We start from the raw sequence: 17,162 nt of genomic DNA, 5'->3' as shown, positions 1-17,162 counted from the left end.
GGCATCTGCCAGGCCAAATCTGGCTGCCGCATGGGCGGAATTATGGAAAACATAAGATGTTGTCTGGTAAATGGGCACTGCACGTGCATCTGTTGCGGGGTCTGCCTGTTCCTGTCCTACGTGAAGCTGTAATGTTTCAAATCTATATTCACTCATTCTGATTACCTCTTTTCTTTATATCTAATTATTATCCTGTAATTTCTGTCTTGTAATATTATGTTTCGCATAAAAAACGGAATAAAAAAACCGGGGCTTACAAGGGCTCCCGGGCAATTGGCTTAAAAATACTTATATTAGTATTCCTGTGGAGTGCATAACAGCGCATGCTGACACACCAGCCATATAAAACGCCCGGGAGTTACACATTCGCATCATGCACATGTATGTAGTTTTACGATCAGCATTATAACCTGTCATGGCTTCCACCTCCTTTTGGAATACTTTCTATGCGATGAAATGATAATACCACTATTATCATACTAAGTCAATAGGAAAACTAAAATTTACTTCCATTTTTCAAAAATTGCTGCGATTTTCATCATGCGGTATAAACAGTCATAAAATCTCTTATAAAACTTTGTCGATAGAATTTTAGCATCAAAAAAACGGTGTGATTTTTATTCATCACACCGTTTTCGTATCGTTTCATCTATGAAATTTGGTTTGTCATCTGTCTAAATCGTAATTTTTGTCCTCGAACCCAACGACTTGTGGTCAAACCCCATTCCAGACTCTCAAACCACTAAAGTGCATGCTTTAGTCCTCATCCAGCTTCAATACAGACATGAACGCCTGCTGAGGAACTTCTACGCTGCCGATCTGGCGCATACGTTTTTTACCCTCTTTCTGTTTTTCCAGCAGTTTTTTCTTACGGGTAATGTCACCGCCATAACATTTTGCCAATACGTCTTTACGCATGGCGCTGATGGTTTCTCTGGCAATGATCTTGCTGCCGATAGCTGCCTGGATAGGAATTTCGAACAGATGTCTGGGAATTTCTTTTTTCAGCTTTTCGCACATCTTTCTGCCGCGTTCTGTTGCAGAGCCCTTATGCACGATAAAGGACAGGGCATCCACAGGTTCTTTATTGACCAGGATATCCAGTTTTACCAGTTCACTTTCCTGATAGCCGATCAGGCTATAGTCGAAGGATGCATAGCCACGGCTTCTGGATTTCAGTACATCGAAGAAATCGTAGATGATTTCATTCAGAGGCATATGGTATACCAGCATGACACGAGTGGAATCCAGATATTCCATGCTGATATACTCGCCGCGTCTCTGCTGGCACAGTTCCATGATAGGGCCAACATAATCCTTAGGCAACATGATTTCTGCCTTTACGATAGGTTCTTCCATCTTTTCAATACGGGCAGGGTCGGGCATATTGCTGGGGTTGGACAGATCGAAGCTTGTACCGTCTGTCAGGTATACTTTATAGATAACACTGGGTGCTGTTGTTACCAGATCCAGGTTATATTCTCTTTCCAGTCTTTCCTGAATGATTTCCAGATGCAGCAGACCCAGGAAACCACAACGGAAACCAAAGCCCAGCGCGATGGATGTTTCAGGTTCGAAGAACAGAGCTGCGTCATTCAGCTGCAGTTTTTCCAGCGCATCTCTCAGGTCTGGATATTTTGCGCCATCCACAGGGAAAATGCCGCAGTAAACCATAGGATTTACCTTTTTATAGCCGGGCAGCGCTTCCGCTGTAGGGTTTGCCGCCAATGTAACCGTATCACCAACGCGGGTATCGGAAACAGTCTTGATGCTGGCTGTGAAATAGCCTACCATGCCTGCGCTCAGTTCATCAACAGGCAGGAAACGGCCGGGGCCAAAGATACCAACTTCCACAACGTCGAATTCTTTGCCTGTGGCCATCATTTTTACCTTGCTGCCTTTGCGGATACTGCCATCGAACACACGCATCAGAACGATAACGCCTCTGTACTGGTCGTAAACAGAGTCGAATACCAGCGCTTTCAGGGGCGCATCGGGGTCACCTGCGGGGGCAGGGATATCTGTGATGATGCGTTCCAGTACATCTTCGATATTGATGCCGTTTTTCGCAGAAATTTCAGGGGCATCCTCTGCGGGGATACCAATGATATCTTCGATCTCCTGCTTTGCCCACTTGGGATTTGCGCTAGGCAGGTCGATCTTATTGACAACGGGCAGGATCTCCAGATTGTTATCCAATGCCAGATATACGTTTGCCAGTGTCTGGGCTTCAATGCCCTGAGCTGCGTCTACGATCAGCACAGCGCCTTCGCATGCCGCCAGAGAACGGGAAACTTCATAGTTAAAGTCAACATGGCCGGGGGTATCGATCAGGTTGAACTGATATTCTTCGCCATTCTGGGCTTTGTAGATTAGACGTACCGCCTGAGATTTGATGGTGATCCCTCTTTCTCTTTCCAAGTCCATGTTATCCAGAACCTGTTCCTGCATTTCTCTATCTGTCAAAAGACCCGTTTTCTGGATCAGTCTGTCTGCCAGTGTGGATTTACCATGGTCGATATGTGCCACGATACAAAAATTTCGAATATTTTTCTGTTTGTCCTGAGACATATGCTTCCTCCTTGCAACGATCTAAATACACATAATAAATTATTATATCATATGTGGTTGCATCAAGTCAAAAAAATCAGCCATTCTTCTGCTTTTTCACAAATAAGATCCAATTGATGGCACACACCACTGCCACAACGAAACAGACCACTGCCCCTGCGCCGACGCCTGCATTTTTCAGCAGCACGCCCAGCAGCAGAAAAACGACCACCGCCGCCTGGCGGAGCATTTCCCCCTTCTGAGGCGCGTCTTTCTTTTCTTCATCTATAAACTGAGGCATTTTCTCTCCTCCTCTTTTTCAATTTTATTTATTATACCATAATCAGACACCTCAGAAAAACTTCCTTTTCCCATTTTCATAAGAAATCTCTTCGCCTTTTTTAACAAACCCTTAAGTTTTCATTCACAAAATGTCCATATTTTCATTGTATACTACAAAAGAAGTCAAAAGGACGCCCCCTTTTACTTCCCGCCTGCGGCCCTCTTCCCCGAAAAGCCGCAGGCACCCCTTCCCAATTTTTGAGGGCGATGAAAAAGATTGTTACAATTTTCCTTTTGTTTTACATAGTAATATACCCTCCCCTTAAAGAAAAAGCAGTCCTTCTGGACTGCTTTTTCTTTTAGCTTTATAAAATTTATTACATATACGATTTTCTCCAGATAGAAGGTGCAAACAGCATGATAATGGGGAAAATCTCCAATCTGCCCAGCAGCATATCCAGGCAAAGCACCAGCTTGGAAAAAGAAGAGAAAAATGCAAAATTTTCCACAGGCCCCGCCATGTTCAGCCCCGGCCCTACATTACTGATACATGTGGTCACCGCCGTCATATTGGTAATAAAATCAAAATCATTCAGAGAAATGATCATAAAGGAGCCCAGCAGGATCAGGATATACAGAATGATAAACCCGGTCACGCTTCGAATCGCATCCTCTTCGATCTTATATCCATCCAGCTTGATCAGATTGACGGAACGGGGATGGACGATATGCCTGATCTCTCTGCCGACCATCTTCACCAGCAGGATAAAACGGGAGATCTTGATACCACCCGCCGTGGAACCGCCGCAGGCCCCCAGAAACAGCAGACAGTACAGGATCGACTTGGAAAATTCCGGCCAGAGATCGAAATTGGCTGTCACAAAGCCTGTTGTGCTCATAATAGCCGCCACCTGGAAGATGGCATGTCTGAAGGATGCCCCCAGCGTAGGATAATAATGATAAATATTGATGGTGATCAAACCTGTAGCGATCCCCACGATAGCAATATAATACCGCAGCTCTTCATTTCGCCATACGTTCTTGAAATCCTTCATTACCATCAGATAAAACAGATTGAAGTTGACGCCAAACAGCAGCATGAAAGCCGTAATGACATATTCAAAATATACGCTGTTATAAGCCGCTATGCTGGCATTTTTAATGGAAAACCCACCCGTGCCCGCTGTGGAAAGCGCATGCACCACGCTATCGTAAAAAGGCATGCCACCGGCATATAGCAGGATGGTTTCCAGGATCGTCATAATGACATAAATAATATACAGGAGCTTCGCCGTGGATTTTACTCTGGGCACCAGCTTGGATACCAGAGGACCGGGGGCTTCTGCTTTCATCAGATACATAGTTCTTTCATCCCCCAGGGGCATGATAGCCAGCATAAATACCAGAATACCCATACCGCCGATCCAATGGGTGAAGCAGCGCCAGAACAAAATGCTCTTCGGCAGATGCTCGATTTCCTCCAAAACACTGGCTCCCGTGGTCGTAAAGCCTGATACCGTTTCAAAAAAACAATTGACATAGCCTTCTATGGATCCGCTCAGATAAAAGGGCAGCGCCCCAAGCACAGACATCACGACCCAGGAAAGGGCCACGACTACAAAGCCTTCCCTGCCATAGATCCGTTTATTTTCCGGTTCCCGGCTGACCATTACAGTGCCAACCATCAGACATATCGTGATAGTTGCAATAAAGGAAACCGCCGCCTGCTCTTCCTGATACCAGAAGGCAACGAAGGTGGGCACCGCCAGCAATGCCCCTTCGATCCGAAGGATACTGCCTAAAATATAGGCGATCATATTATAATTCATACTTTTTCACCAGTCTCAGATATTATTTCAGAATATCTTTCAAATCCATCAGATGCTTATTTCTCGTTACGATGATGACACTGTCCCCGACCTCAATGGAATCATTACCGCCGGGGATGATAACTCTGCTGCCGCGGATGATGGTCGCTACCAGCAGTTCACTCTTTGTTTTCAGATCCTTCAGAGGAACGCCCACAACAGAAGATCTTTCTCTTACCTTGAATTCCAGCGCTTCGATCTGTTCATTTACCAGCTTATGCAGGGTCTCAACATTGCTGCTGCCGGCAGAATTCTGCATAGCGCGGACATAGCGAACGATATTGCCCGCCGCAATGGTCTTGGGGGAAATAAAACCATCGATATTCAGGGTATCCAGAATTTCATCAAAGGAGATACGGTTGATCTTCGCAATGACCTTGGATACCTTTTTTGCTTTCCCGTAAAGGGAAACAACGATATTTTCCTCATCCATGCCTGTCAGGCAGACCAGGGCGTCTGTTTTTTCCAGGCCTTCCTCCTGCAGAAGCTCCTTATCCGTACCATCCCCATGAATGATGACGGCATCGGGCAGCATTTCGCAAAGATATTCGCAGCGTTCATAATCCAGTTCGATGATCTTCACCCGCACATGGGATTCGATCAGGGACTTTGCCAGATAGTACGCCAGTCTGCCGCCGCCCAGGATCATTACGGATTTTACACCGGTACGGAAAATGCCAAGGGTACGGAAAAATCGCTCGATCTCCGTGTGGGGGGCTGTTAGGTTGATCTTATCTCCTGCCTGCAGCACAAAGTCACCATTTGGAATGAAAACTTCGCCGTCTCTCTGTACCGCGCAGACCAAGACTTTTACCTGAAATTCCTTATAGATGGCCCAAAGGGGCATGCCATCCAGCACACTGTGGGGAGGGATCTTGATTTCTACCAGCTCCACACGGCCGCGGGCAAAAACTTCGATCTTCAGAGCAGAAGGGAAACGCAGCAAACGTAAAATTTCCGTTGCTGCCGCAAATTCAGGGTTTACCGCCATACTCAGCCCCAGTTCTTCCTTCAGCGCATTGACCTGTTCATAATATTCGGGATTACGCACACGGGCAATGGTATGGGGCACGCCAAGCTTTTTCCCAACCAGACAGGCCAGCATATTGACCTCATCGGCAGATGTGGCAGCGATCAGCAGGTCCGCATGGGATACCCCTGCTCGTTTCTGCACTGCCATGCTGGCGCCGTTGCCCTCCACGCTGATGATATCCATCGTATTGGAAGCATTATTCAGAACCTTTGTATTATTATCGATTACAATGATGTCATGTCCTTCACCGGAAAGCTGGCTGGCGATGGTGCCGCCTACCTTGCCATCCCCTACGATCACAACGTTCATAGTTGTTCCTCCTTGTTTATAAAAGGCTTTTCTTCTTTCGAAAAGGCAGAAGATTCATCATCTCATCATAGCACTTCCATTTATGAAATACAAGTTTTCCTTTGTTATATCTTAGAAAAACCTTGATTTTCCAGCATTTTCCAGCCAAAAAGCCCCGAAGAAATCAATTCCTCGGAGCTTAGTCTGCACTGTTTTTATTCTTTTATTTCGCGCATTTTTCTTTCAGAATATCCAGCAGAGCATCCAGAGCCACTTCGCTCTTTTCGCTTGTCGCCATTTCCTTCAGTTCTACCTTGCCGCTTTCCAGTTCGGAATCGCCCAGGATCACAGAATATTTTGCGCCGATTTTGTTTGCATATTTCATCTGTGCCTTAACGCTTCTTTCTACAGTATCGCAGTCCGCCTTGATGCCTGCTTTTCTCAGCTGGAACGCCAGAGACTGGGCTTTCAGCAGCCCCGCTTCACCCATGGAGCCGATGTAAACATCTCTTTCAGGAGCTTCTTCGATGGCGCCGTTCTGTCTTTCCAGGATCATGACCAGTCTTTCGATACCCAGACCGAAACCAACGGCGCCTGTAGGCTTGCCGCCAACTTCTTCTACCAGTTTATCGTATCTGCCGCCGCCGCAAACAGTCAGGCCGTTAGAAACGAATTCGAATACAGTTCTTGTGTAGTAGTCCAGACCACGAACGATCTTGGGATCGATGGTAAATGCGATGCCGTTTGCTGTCAGGATATCCTGTACCTTCTGGAAATGTGCAGTACATTCTTCATCCAGACAATCCAGTACGGAAGGTGCATTTGCCACGATATGCTGGCAGGATTCTTCTTTACAGTCCAGCACACGCAGGGGGTTCTTTTCAAAACGTTCCTTACAGGTAGGGCACAGTTTATCCAGATTCTGGCCGATAAATTCTTTCAGTGTTTTATTGTATTTTGCACGACATTCGGGGCAGCCCAGGCTGTTGATGCGCAGTTCTACGCCTTCCACGCCCATTTCTTCCAGCAGAGTTGTTGCAACGGAAATAACTTCCGCATCCTGCGCAGGGCTGTAGGAACCCAGCACTTCAATACCAAACTGATGGAACTGTCTCTGTCTGCCCGCCTGTGTGTTTTCACAGCGGAATGTGGGAGAGATATAGTACAGCTTTGTGGGCTGTGCCTGATTGTGCATACCATGTTCGATATACGCACGCACCACGCCTGCTGTGCCTTCAGGGCGCAGGGTCAAGCTTCTGTCGCCGTCATCTGTGAATGTGTACATTTCTTTCTGTACGATATCTGTTGTTTCACCAACGCCTCTTGCGAAGAGTTCTGTAAATTCGAACGCAGGTGTTCTGATTTCACCGATGCCGAATGTTTCGCAGATGCGTCTCATTTTGCCTTCAATTTCCTGCCAAGCTTTTACCTCAGCGCCGTAAATGTCCTTTGTCCCTTTTACTAACTGGATCATACATTACCTCCTTGGGGCAAACCCGTTCTTTTTCGTTCTATCATTTCATCGATACGACCGATGTAATCTTCAATGCTCTTTACGTTGAATACGCGCTCGATGCGGTCTGTTTCAGGGTCGACAGTCTTTGTGCTTGCCCCTGCGCCCGCCGCAAGGATGGTCTGTTTTTCCTCCATGATCTGGACGTTATAGACCCCTTCCTTGCCGGGATGGCAATATCCAACGTTTTCAAAATTGCCCACCATATTTTTCTGGCGGTACATATAGTAAGGCTCCATGCCCATTTTTTCCGCATATTCCGCAGAGATATCCAACATCGCCTCCAGCATTTCCGCTGTGGTCATGTCGTGCTGGTCCAGCTCCTCACGGAGGCGGGATGCACGTTTTACCGCCAGCGTATGCACCGTCACATTATCCGGATTTAATTTCATAATTTCTTCCATGGTATTGCGCACATCTGCGGCATCTTCCCCGGGCAGGCCTAAAATAAGGTCCATATTGATGTTCTGATGACCTTCTTCTCTGGCTTCGTGGAAAACACGGCGAATATCATCCACCGTATGCTTTCTGCCAACAGCACGCAAAGTCTTATCATTCATGGTCTGGGGATTGATAGAAATGCGGTTGACGCCATATTCCTTCATCAGGCGAAGTTTTTCTCTGGTGATGGTATCGGGACGACCCGCTTCTACAGTATATTCCATATTCTCCTCCGAAGCATTCGCTTCTAGAGGATGGAACAGCTCCTCCACCTTTTTCAGCAGGCGTTCCAGCTGTGCTTCGTTCAGGGAAGTGGGTGTCCCGCCGCCGATGTAGATATTTTTCATGACGAAATTTTTGCTGTAAGCCGCCAGCCAGTCCAGTTCCCTGAACATGGCATCCAGATACTCATCCACGCGGTTTTTATACTGATGGAGAGGATATGCTGTAAAGGAACAGTACAGACATCTTGTGGGGCAGAAAGGAATCCCGATATAGAGGCTGATTTCCTCTGGTTTATTGCCCTGTAAAATCTTCTGTTCCGCCTTCGCCACCTTCAGCGCCAACTCCGCCTTATGCTCCATGACCAGATAATCTTCTGTCAGAAACGCCATACATTCCGCATCGGATTTTCCTTCCTCCAGCATGATGCTGACCAGCTTCGCAGGACGCACGCCTGTCAGCAGGCCCCACTGGGGACGAATACCCGTTTCCGCTTTCAGCAGTTCATAGATGGTACGCTTGATGATGCGTTTCTGTTCTTTATCCGTGAGAGAAGTTTCGTCATATTCCATAGACCATTGGGAAACTTCCTCTCCACGGCGATAAAGCATTGCCGAAGCAATGCCTTTTTTCATTTCGCTTTTTACAGTGATTTCCGCATCGGTCACGTCTTCCGTACGGGTATAGTGACGGTTTGCCAGAAACACCTGAATCATTGTCTGCACGTCATTCTGCAGTTCATGTCCTTCCAGGACATAATAAATCATATCTGTATCCATAGCTATATCAGAACAGTTTTTCACTGTCCAGCAGCAGTGTTACAGGGCCGTCATTCACCAGAGCAACCTTCATATCAGCCTGGAACACGCCTGTTGCAACCTTTTTGATGCCCAGTGTCTGCGCCTTTGCGCACAGCTTATCAAACAGTTCGCTTGCCAGTTCGGGAGCTGCGCCGCCGCTGTAGCCGGGGCGTCTGCCTTTTCTTGCATCGCCGTACAGTGTGAAGTTGGGCACGATGAGAAGCTCGCCTTCGATGTCCATCAGGGACAGGTTCATTTTGCCGTTTTCATCTTCGAAAATACGCAGGTTGATCACTTTATCCAGCATATAGTCGATGGTTTTATCTGTATCTGTGCCCAGCATGCCAAACAGGACCATAATGCCTTTGCCGATTTCGCCTACTACCTGACCATCGATTGTTACGCTTGCTTCTGTTACTCTCTGTAATACTGCTCTCATTTCTTCCTCCTAAAAATTATACGATTATCAGCCGAGGCCGGAAACACGTTCTACTTCCACGATGTCTTTCAGCGCCTTCAAACGTTTTACCACACGTTCCAGCTGTTCCTTTGTTTTGATCTCGATTGTAATATTAAAAATTGCCAGCATATCCTTCGTTGTGCGGACATTGAAACCCTTTACGGAAATATCATCATCCGCCAGCTGACGGCTGATCTCCAGGATCAGGCCAACTCTGTCATTGGCTGTCACGCGCAGCTCTGCCAGGTAGGATGTGTTCATATCGCCACGGGCAAAATGAGCATCCCATTCCGCATTGATCAGGCGGCCCCGTTCCTCATTGCTCAGATTGATAACGTTGATACAGTCTGTACGATGGATGGTGACACCACGACCACGGGTAACAAAACCGACGATCTCATCCCCGGGCACAGGGCTGCAGCATTTGGAGAAACGCACGGCCACATCGCCGATGCCTTCCACGATGATGCCGCTCTTACTCTTATGCTTCTTGACAGGTTTATCGTCGATGGTCTTTTCAAAGTCCTTCAAGGCGTCTTCTGCCGTCTGGGTCTTGCGCTTTTCTTTCAGGTATTCGTCCTTCAGACGATTGACTACCTGGCCTTCCTTCAGGCCGCCGTAACCAACGGCTGCCAGCAGGGCATCCCAGTTTTTGAAGTCATATTTGACAACAACGATCTCCTGCCATTCGGGGCGCAGCAGATCCTGGGGCTGGAAGCCCTTTTTCTTCATATCTGCCAGGATCATTTCGCGGCCGCGAATGATATTTTCTTCCTTCTCTTCTCTCTTGAACCACTGCTTGATCTTGGTTCTGGCCTGGGCTGTTTTGACGATGGCCAGCCAGTCTCGGTTAGGGCCTTTGGAGTTCTGAGAAGTGATGATCTCTATGATATCGCCATTCTGAATCTTATGATCCAGAGGAACGATCTTATTATTGACCCTTGCGCCCACCATCTTGTTGCCGACAGCGGAGTGGATCATATATGCAAAGTCGATGGGGGTAGAATCCTTGGAAAGCTGGATAACGTCACCTTGAGGGGTAAAGGCGTATACCTGTGTGGTAAAAATATTCAGATCCAGCTTGATGGTATCCAGATATTCCTTATTATCGGACATATCCTGCTGCCATTCCATGATCTGACGCAGCCATGCCAGCTTCGCTTCTTCCTTCTTGGATGCCTTGGTGCCCTTTTCGTTGGCCTTGCCTTCTTTGTATTTCCAATGGGCAGCGATACCATATTCACTGGTACGATGCATTTCCCATGTTCTGATCTGCACTTCAAAGACCTGCCCATGGGGGCCAATCAGCGTATTATGCAGAGACTGATACATATTGGGCTTGGGCATGGCGATATAGTCCTTGAAACGGCCGGGCATAGGGGTATACATGGTGTGTACGATACCCAGAACGGCGTAGCAGTCCTTTACACTATCCACCAGGGCACGGATGGCGAAAAGGTCATAGACCTGATCCAGTGTTTTGTTCTGGTTGACCATCTTTTTATAGATACTGAAGAAATGCTTTGTTCTGCCGTAAACCTTGCCTTTGATGCCGGCCTCGTCCATCTTTGTCTGCAGTTCTTTTACCATATCCTGAACGAAAGCATCCCGTTCTTCTTTCTTCTTCTGGATCTTTGTTGCCAGATCATCGAAAGCATCGGGATTCAAATACTTGAAGCACAGATCTTCCATTTCGGAACGGATTTTGGAGATACCCAGTCTATGGGCCAGAGGCGCATAAATATCCAGTGTTTCCTGGGCTTTTTCCCTTTGTTTTTCAGGCGTCATATAATTCAGCGTACGCATGTTATGCAGTCTGTCCGCCAGTTTGATCAAAATAACGCGAATATCCTTTGCCATGGCAAGGAACATCTTACGGTAGTTTTCTGCCTGCGCTTCTTCTTTCGTCGTATAGGACAGCTTACCCAATTTGGTGACGCCATCTACCAATGCAGCGATCTCTTCGCTGAAAAGGTTGGAAATGTCTTCATAGCTGTATTCCGTATCTTCGATGATATCATGCAGGATGCCTGCCACGATGGTCTCCATATCCAGTTCCAGTTCGGCCAGGATATATGCCACTTTCAAAGGATGGATGATATATGGCTCGCCGGATTTTCTTTTTTGGTCCTTATGGGCATCCACCGCCAGCTTATAAGCCTTCTCCACCATGGAAAAGTCATTGGATGGATGGTAAGTCTTGATTTTTTCGATCAATTCCTGATACAGTTGTTCTTCAATTGCTGCCATACTCATCACCCCCTCTTATGTAAAGATTTTGTTTCTTTTATCGAAAAAAGATTATAAATGTAATTATAACTTTTTATATGTATATTTTCAAGAAAATTCTACGAAAGCCCTATACTGCCCACAAAGCAATCGACTTTCCACATATATTTCCTTAAATCAGGCCCTTGTCGTATTTCAGGGAAAGGATACGGTTCAGGCTTTCGTTGACTCTTTCTTCAGAAATGGTGCCGTCTTTAATAGCTTCCGTCAGGGCATTTGCCGCTTCTGCAAGATCTGCAGGCATCAGAACGATATCCACACCAGCCTGCACCGCCATAACTGCGCTCTGCCCTGCACCAAATTCATCCACGATGGCACCCATATTCATGGCATCTGTAATAATGATGCCGCCAAAGCCCAGGTCATTTCTCAAAATACCCAGCATTTCAGGAGAAAGGGACGCAGGCAAGTCATCTGTAGTGGCATTGGGCGTTTTGATATGTCCCGCCATGATAAAATCTACACCTGTTGCGATAGCCTGCTCAAAGGGAACGAATTCCACTGTTCTCAATCGTTCCATATCGTGTTCCACATAGGTCTCCCCCTTGTGGCTGTCCATAGCTGTGTCACCATGCCCCGGGAAATGTTTTGCGCAGGCGCTGACATCCAGTTCCTGCATGGCGCTGATAAATTCACTGACCTTATCTGCCGCCGCCTGAGGGTCAGAAGAGAAGGCTCTGGTGCCGATGATGGGGTTATCAGGATTTGTATTTACATCCGCCACAGGGGCAAAATCCACGTTGATGCCCAACATGGAAAGGGTAGAGCCAATGGACGTACCCGCCCAGAAAACATCTTCCATTTCTGCCGCTGGAGGAAATTCATCATGCTCGATATTGCTCTTACCCAGACGGGAAACAATGCCGCCCTCCTCGTCGATGCCGATAAACAAAGGCAGGTCTGCCGCCGCCTGCAGGTCTGCGGTCAGTTGCTGCGTCTGCTCTGTGGTGTCCAGATTTTCCGCAAATAAGATCACCCCACCCATATGATATTCAGCAAGGGCTTCTTTTGCCTCTTCGGAAAGGGTCGTCATGCCTGTCCCATCTGTATTCTGGCGAAAATCTGCCATCAGCAATTGCCCTGCTTTTTCCGCAGGGGTCATGTCGTCAATAATTTCCTGTATAATTTCCGTTTTGATCTGCGCTTCTGTTTTCGGCGGTGCGTCCTCCGTCATTGCACTTTCGCCGCAGGCCGCAGCCCCGAAAGCCAGACATCCCGTCAGAAGCATTGCCAGTAATTTTTTCATAGTCTCTCCCCCTTTTCATTCTTACCTATATAATTCTGGAAAAACCTTCGATTTTCCTGCAAAAAAGAACAGAATTCTTGAAAAAAACGTTACCGCTCTTTTATTTTTCCCAGTTTTTCGGTATACTTGTATATTAGAAAAGTATTGTATTTTACAAAGGAGAATATTCTATGAAACTGCAAAAACTGCTCAGCTACGTGCGCCGTGCCGTAGATGATTATCATATGATAGAAGAAGGCGATAAGATCGCCATTGGGGTTTCCGGCGGGAAGGACAGCATCTGCCTGCTGTTGGCGTTGAAACATCTGCAGCGTTTTTATCCCAAGCATTTTGAGATCGAAGCCATCACCGTTTCCCTGGGGCTGCCCGGTGCAAAATATGATGATATCCAGGCGCTTTGCGATGAAATTGGCGTAAACTACACTGTGGTGAATACCGACATCGGTCAGATCATCTTCGAAGAAAGAAAAGAGAAAAACCCCTGCTCCCTCTGCGCAAAAATGCGTAAGGGTGCCCTGAACGATATGGCAGAAAAACTGGGCTGCAACAAGATCGCCTTGGGCCATAATAAAGATGACGTAGTGGAAACCTTCTTCATGTCTCTCTTCTACGAAGGCCGCATGAACTGCTTCGCTCCCGTCAGCTATCTGGACAGAAAGAAGCTCTGGTCTATCCGCCCTCTGATGTATGTGCCCGAATGGGAATGCCGCAGCTTTGTCAATAAAAGCGGCATCAATATCGTGAAAAACCCCTGCCTTGCCGACGGCAACACCAAGCGTCAGGAAACCAAAGAACTGCTGGCAGAACTTTCCCAGAGATACGATAATCTGCAGGAAAAGGTTTTCGGCGCCATCAAGCGTTCCTCCCTGAAAGGCTGGAACCAGGAGGATTGATTTTATGTCCACTTACCATGAAGAATTGAAAAATAAAGAGACTTTAAGATTGCGGGAAATTCAGAAAGAACTGCCGGCTTTCACCCAGTCCTTTTTCCGCGGCATCGCCCAGACCACGTCCACAAAGACCCGCCTGGCCTATGCCTACGACCTGCGTATCTTTTTCCGCTATCTGTACGAAGAACACCGTACCTTGGGCGGCATCGAAACAAAGGATTTCACGGCGGAGCACCTGAACGAAGTTTCTTCCGAAGATATCGACTGCTTTCTGGAATATCTTTCCTATTATATCCGCCCCGACCATGAAAATCCCGAATACGGCAAGGAAATGCACAATGACGAAAAAGGCAAATCCCGCAAGCTGGCGGCTGTGCGAATGATGTTCAAATATTTCTATAAGAAAAAAATCATCAACGCCGACCCTGCCGCACTGGTGGATACCCCGAAAATCCACGATAAAGCCATTATCCGACTGGATGTAAACGAAGTGGCAAACTTTCTGGATGCCGTGGAAACGGGTGAAAAGCTGACCGACAGACAGAAAGCCTTCCACGAACGGACGAAAAAACGCGACCTTGCTATGATGACTTTGCTTCTGGGCACAGGCATGCGTGTTTCCGAATGTGTGGGGATCAATATCAAAGACCTGGATTTCAAAAACAATGCCGTGAAAGTCACCCGAAAAGGCGGCAATGAAGTATTTCTGTATTTTGGCGAAGAAGTTCGCGAAACCTTGGAAGATTATCTGGAAGAAAGGCAAAATACTGTTACGAAAGATGAAAACGAACCGGCCCTTTTCCTTTCCGGTCAGGGCAAGCGCATCGGTGTACGCACGGTGCAAAATATGGTAAAAAAATATGCCCAAGGTGTTACGGTGAAAAAAATCACGCCCCATAAATTGAGAAGCACCTTCGGTACGAATCTGTATCAGGAAACGGGGGATATTTATCTGGTGGCAGACGTGCTGGGACATGCGGATGTCAACACCACCCGCAAGCACTATGCCGATATCGAGGATGGCCGCCGCCGTATGGCCGCCACCCGCATCAAATTAAGAAAGGACTGACCTACATGGAACCCAAAAGATGCCTGCAAAAAGTCAAATCCATCTTTTCTGAACATAAAGCAGAACCCCTCTGGCGCCTGCATTATTTCGCTGTTCTTGCTCTTCTGACTGAAATCGACGGCGAACTGCATTTCATCCTGAATAAACGTGCTTCCGGCATAAATCAACCCGGCGATGTCTGCTTCCCCGGCGGTCATCAGGAAAAAAGCGAATCTCTGCAGGAAACTGCCCTCCGCGAAATGGAAGAGGAAATCGGCATTTCCAGAGAGAATATCCAGATTTTAGGCAAGAGCGATTTCATGCTGACCATTTATCGCGGCATGATACAGCCCTTCATCGGTTATGTGCCCTATGAAGTATATCTGAACGCCAAGCCCAGCCCCGACGAAGTAGAAGAAATTTTCACAGTCCCCCTGAGCTATTTCATGGAAACTGAGCCCGATAAATACGATACTGTCTGGAAAGTCATCGAATCCGAAGATTTCCCCTACGATCGTATCGAAGGCGGCAAAAATTACCCCTTCAGCAAGGGCAAAACCACCCAGTTGTTCTATGAATATAACGGCCATACCATCTGGGGCTTCACGGCACAGGTCATCCAGAATATCGTGGAAATCCTGAAAACGACAGAAATTTAAAAAGAGTCCAAAAGGACTCTTTTTATGTTTCCGGTCTCACCATCCGGTTTCCGTTTTCATCTACCACGATCGTTTCCGCATCGGAATAACTATATAGCCCATAGGGATCAAACATATCCTCAGGATATTCGATCTCATAAAAGGCATCATTGATCCAAATACGCTCAGGATCGTTACCATTCACATTGAATTTTATGATCTGCTCATCGCCGCTGAAAAAGGCATAGGACCCGGATTCCGCCACCCACTCCTCTCCTGTATCTATCTTTTCATCCACATAAGCATTATTGAACAGAAAAACAAAATCCTGTACCTCTTTTGCATCGGTGATGACCTTGCGATCCGCACCGTAGGCAGGGTTGCCCATCGCCAGCGTTACTACAACTTTATCAATTTCATTTGCATCCAGCTTTTCCTTCAGCAATTCCTTTTTTCCACAGCCTGTCATGCAAAGCAAGCAAAATACTCCGCAGATCCACAGTTTCTTTTTCATGCATCTCTCTCCTCTCGAACATAGTCTTTTCATTTTTGACGAAAAAATTCATTTTTTGTTTCCAAATAAAAGAAAAAGCCGGAGGCTTCTCCGACTTTAAAAAATCATTTATTATTTTTCCTTTTGTTGTATGCTCTTTTTCTTTCCTTATCCAGCATTGCTTTTTCCGCATCTCTTTCTGCTTTCTTTTCCAGCATCACGTCAATATCCTCTGGCAGTTCCAGCGTGATCTTGCCCAGCTTGCCGCCGCGGTATTCGTCCATCAAAATCTTGCCTGTGCGTTCCAGGTCGGGTTCGTCGCCTTTTTTCTTGAAACCACGGGCAATGGCGATCTTTTCCAGAATTGCATGGGGTTCTTCGATGGAATCAAATTCAATCTGATAGCGTTTACGCAGGCAGTCAGGATCTCTGGAGACCATATAGTTGATAAATGCAACCGCCATATTTTCAGGGTCCAGAATATCATCGTTGATGGCACCTGTGAAGGCCAGTTTCAGGCCAACCTGCTGGTCTTCGAATTTAGGCCACAGGATACCGGGTGTATCCAGCAGTTCGAAATCTTTTTTCAGTTTGATCCACTGTTTGCCGCGGGTCACGCCGGGTTTATCCCCTGTTTTCGCTGTTACCTTGCCTACATATTTATTGATGAATGTAGATTTACCTACATTGGGGATACCCACGATCATACTGCGGATAGGCACATTGATACGGCCTCTGGCTTTCAGTTTTTCAATTTTGTCCTTCATCAGGGCACGGGCCGTTTCTGTCACTTCGCCCATGCCATTGCCCTTCAGCGCGTTGATACGGATGACACGGAAGCCCTGTTTTTCAAAATATTCCTGCCAGATATCTGTAGCTCTGTCATCTGCCAGATCGCATTTGTTTAAAAGCAGGATGCGGTGTTTATTTTTTGCGATCGTGTCCAGATCAGGGTTTTTGCTGCTGTAAGGGATACGGGCATCGACCAGTTCGATGACGATATCCACCAGAGAGATATTTTCTTCCATCATTCTCCGGGTCTTTGTCATATGCCCGGGATACCATTGGATATTGTTCATATTTTACCTCTTTCTATTTCAT

The 17,162-nt window shown here is 46.9% G+C and carries 14 protein-coding genes and 1 pseudogene; 3 read left to right on the top strand and 12 right to left on the bottom strand.

The window, feature by feature from the left end:
• The 10 genes and pseudogenes from IJ369_RS10880 to IJ369_RS03745 form a co-directional block, all read right to left on the bottom strand.
• Positions 1–156: pseudogene (locus tag IJ369_RS10880) on the bottom strand (PLP-dependent transferase); the annotation flags it as partial.
• A 600-nt stretch (positions 157–756) separates the two neighbouring features.
• Positions 757–2,571, bottom strand: a complete 1,815-nt coding sequence (gene lepA / locus IJ369_RS03785) for a translation elongation factor 4 (RefSeq protein ID WP_290716164.1) — start codon at positions 2,569–2,571, stop codon at positions 757–759.
• A gap of 76 nt (positions 2,572–2,647) precedes the next feature.
• Positions 2,648–2,851 (bottom strand): hypothetical protein, encoded by a 204-nt coding sequence (locus IJ369_RS03780; protein ID WP_290716162.1) that lies wholly within the window; start codon positions 2,849–2,851, stop codon positions 2,648–2,650.
• A 358-nt stretch (positions 2,852–3,209) separates the two neighbouring features.
• Entirely contained in the window at positions 3,210–4,661 is a 1,452-nt protein-coding gene (locus IJ369_RS03775) for a TrkH family potassium uptake protein (protein ID WP_290716161.1), read from the bottom strand.
• A 22-nt stretch (positions 4,662–4,683) separates the two neighbouring features.
• Positions 4,684–6,042: a Trk system potassium transporter TrkA gene (trkA, locus tag IJ369_RS03770; protein WP_290716159.1), complete on the bottom strand. Its 1,359-nt coding sequence runs from the start codon at positions 6,040–6,042 to the stop codon at positions 4,684–4,686.
• A 202-nt stretch (positions 6,043–6,244) separates the two neighbouring features.
• Positions 6,245–7,495, bottom strand: a complete 1,251-nt coding sequence (gene hisS, locus IJ369_RS03765; RefSeq protein WP_290716158.1) for a histidine--tRNA ligase — start codon at positions 7,493–7,495, stop codon at positions 6,245–6,247.
• Positions 7,492–8,964: a coproporphyrinogen dehydrogenase HemZ gene (hemZ, locus tag IJ369_RS03760; RefSeq protein WP_290716155.1), complete on the bottom strand. Its 1,473-nt coding sequence runs from the start codon at positions 8,962–8,964 to the stop codon at positions 7,492–7,494. The genes hisS and hemZ overlap by 4 nt, the downstream gene beginning before the upstream one ends.
• A gap of 19 nt (positions 8,965–8,983) precedes the next feature.
• Positions 8,984–9,436, bottom strand: a complete 453-nt coding sequence (gene dtd / locus IJ369_RS03755; protein WP_290716153.1) for a D-aminoacyl-tRNA deacylase — start codon at positions 9,434–9,436, stop codon at positions 8,984–8,986.
• 27 nt (positions 9,437–9,463) lie between these two features.
• The gene (locus IJ369_RS03750) at positions 9,464–11,707 is read right to left on the bottom strand and encodes a RelA/SpoT family protein (protein WP_290716151.1); all 2,244 of its coding nucleotides are present in this window, start codon (positions 11,705–11,707) and stop codon (positions 9,464–9,466) included.
• Between the two features lie 151 nt (positions 11,708–11,858).
• Positions 11,859–12,992, bottom strand: a complete 1,134-nt coding sequence (locus tag IJ369_RS03745) for a glycoside hydrolase family 3 N-terminal domain-containing protein (RefSeq protein ID WP_290716150.1) — start codon at positions 12,990–12,992, stop codon at positions 11,859–11,861.
• Positions 12,993–13,162: 170 nt separating this feature from the next.
• Between IJ369_RS03745 and IJ369_RS03740 the strand changes: the two genes are divergently transcribed.
• From IJ369_RS03740 to IJ369_RS03730, 3 genes are read left to right on the top strand one after another with little or no spacing between them, the layout of a single operon-like run.
• Positions 13,163–13,885 carry a tRNA 2-thiocytidine biosynthesis TtcA family protein gene (locus IJ369_RS03740; protein ID WP_290716148.1) on the top strand — a complete coding sequence of 241 codons (723 nt, stop codon included), beginning with the start codon at positions 13,163–13,165 and terminating at the stop codon, positions 13,883–13,885.
• A gap of 4 nt (positions 13,886–13,889) precedes the next feature.
• Positions 13,890–14,951, top strand: coding sequence for a tyrosine-type recombinase/integrase (locus IJ369_RS03735; protein ID WP_290716147.1), 1,062 nt, complete (start codon positions 13,890–13,892; stop codon positions 14,949–14,951).
• A gap of 5 nt (positions 14,952–14,956) precedes the next feature.
• Positions 14,957–15,589, top strand: a complete 633-nt coding sequence (locus IJ369_RS03730; protein WP_290716144.1) for an NUDIX hydrolase — start codon at positions 14,957–14,959, stop codon at positions 15,587–15,589.
• 22 nt (positions 15,590–15,611) lie between these two features.
• On the opposite strand, the gene IJ369_RS03725 is transcribed toward IJ369_RS03730, so the two are convergent.
• Entirely contained in the window at positions 15,612–16,082 is a 471-nt protein-coding gene (locus IJ369_RS03725) for a hypothetical protein (protein ID WP_290716142.1), read from the bottom strand.
• A 104-nt stretch (positions 16,083–16,186) separates the two neighbouring features.
• Entirely contained in the window at positions 16,187–17,140 is a 954-nt protein-coding gene (ylqF, locus tag IJ369_RS03720; protein WP_290716140.1) for a ribosome biogenesis GTPase YlqF, read from the bottom strand.
• Between the last annotated feature and the right edge of the window lie 22 nt (positions 17,141–17,162).

Origin of the sequence: Anaerotignum sp., from assembly GCF_017483025.1 — a bacterium.
Classification (GTDB): domain Bacteria; phylum Bacillota; class Clostridia; order Lachnospirales; family Anaerotignaceae; genus Anaerotignum_A.
This window is presented reverse-complemented; position numbering and strand designations above follow the sequence as displayed.

Bases quoted from the DNA above. Each gene is read 5' to 3' on its own strand.
- lepA (WP_290716164.1), bottom strand. From the start codon at position 2,571: ATGTCTCAGGACAAACAGAAAAATATTCGAAATTTTTGTATCGTGGCA.
- IJ369_RS03780 (WP_290716162.1), bottom strand. From the start codon at position 2,851: ATGCCTCAGTTTATAGATGAAGAAAAGAAAGACGCGCCTCAGAAGGGG.
- IJ369_RS03775 (WP_290716161.1), bottom strand. From the start codon at position 4,661: ATGAATTATAATATGATCGCCTATATTTTAGGCAGTATCCTTCGGATC.
- trkA (WP_290716159.1), bottom strand. From the start codon at position 6,042: ATGAACGTTGTGATCGTAGGGGATGGCAAGGTAGGCGGCACCATCGCC.
- hisS (WP_290716158.1), bottom strand. From the start codon at position 7,495: ATGATCCAGTTAGTAAAAGGGACAAAGGACATTTACGGCGCTGAGGTA.
- hemZ (WP_290716155.1), bottom strand. From the start codon at position 8,964: ATGATTTATTATGTCCTGGAAGGACATGAACTGCAGAATGACGTGCAG.
- dtd (WP_290716153.1), bottom strand. From the start codon at position 9,436: ATGAGAGCAGTATTACAGAGAGTAACAGAAGCAAGCGTAACAATCGAT.
- IJ369_RS03750 (WP_290716151.1), bottom strand. From the start codon at position 11,707: ATGGCAGCAATTGAAGAACAACTGTATCAGGAATTGATCGAAAAAATC.
- IJ369_RS03745 (WP_290716150.1), bottom strand. From the start codon at position 12,992: ATGAAAAAATTACTGGCAATGCTTCTGACGGGATGTCTGGCTTTCGGG.
- IJ369_RS03740 (WP_290716148.1), top strand. From the start codon at position 13,163: ATGAAACTGCAAAAACTGCTCAGCTACGTGCGCCGTGCCGTAGATGAT.
- IJ369_RS03735 (WP_290716147.1), top strand. From the start codon at position 13,890: ATGTCCACTTACCATGAAGAATTGAAAAATAAAGAGACTTTAAGATTG.
- IJ369_RS03730 (WP_290716144.1), top strand. From the start codon at position 14,957: ATGGAACCCAAAAGATGCCTGCAAAAAGTCAAATCCATCTTTTCTGAA.
- IJ369_RS03725 (WP_290716142.1), bottom strand. From the start codon at position 16,082: ATGAAAAAGAAACTGTGGATCTGCGGAGTATTTTGCTTGCTTTGCATG.
- ylqF (WP_290716140.1), bottom strand. From the start codon at position 17,140: ATGAACAATATCCAATGGTATCCCGGGCATATGACAAAGACCCGGAGA.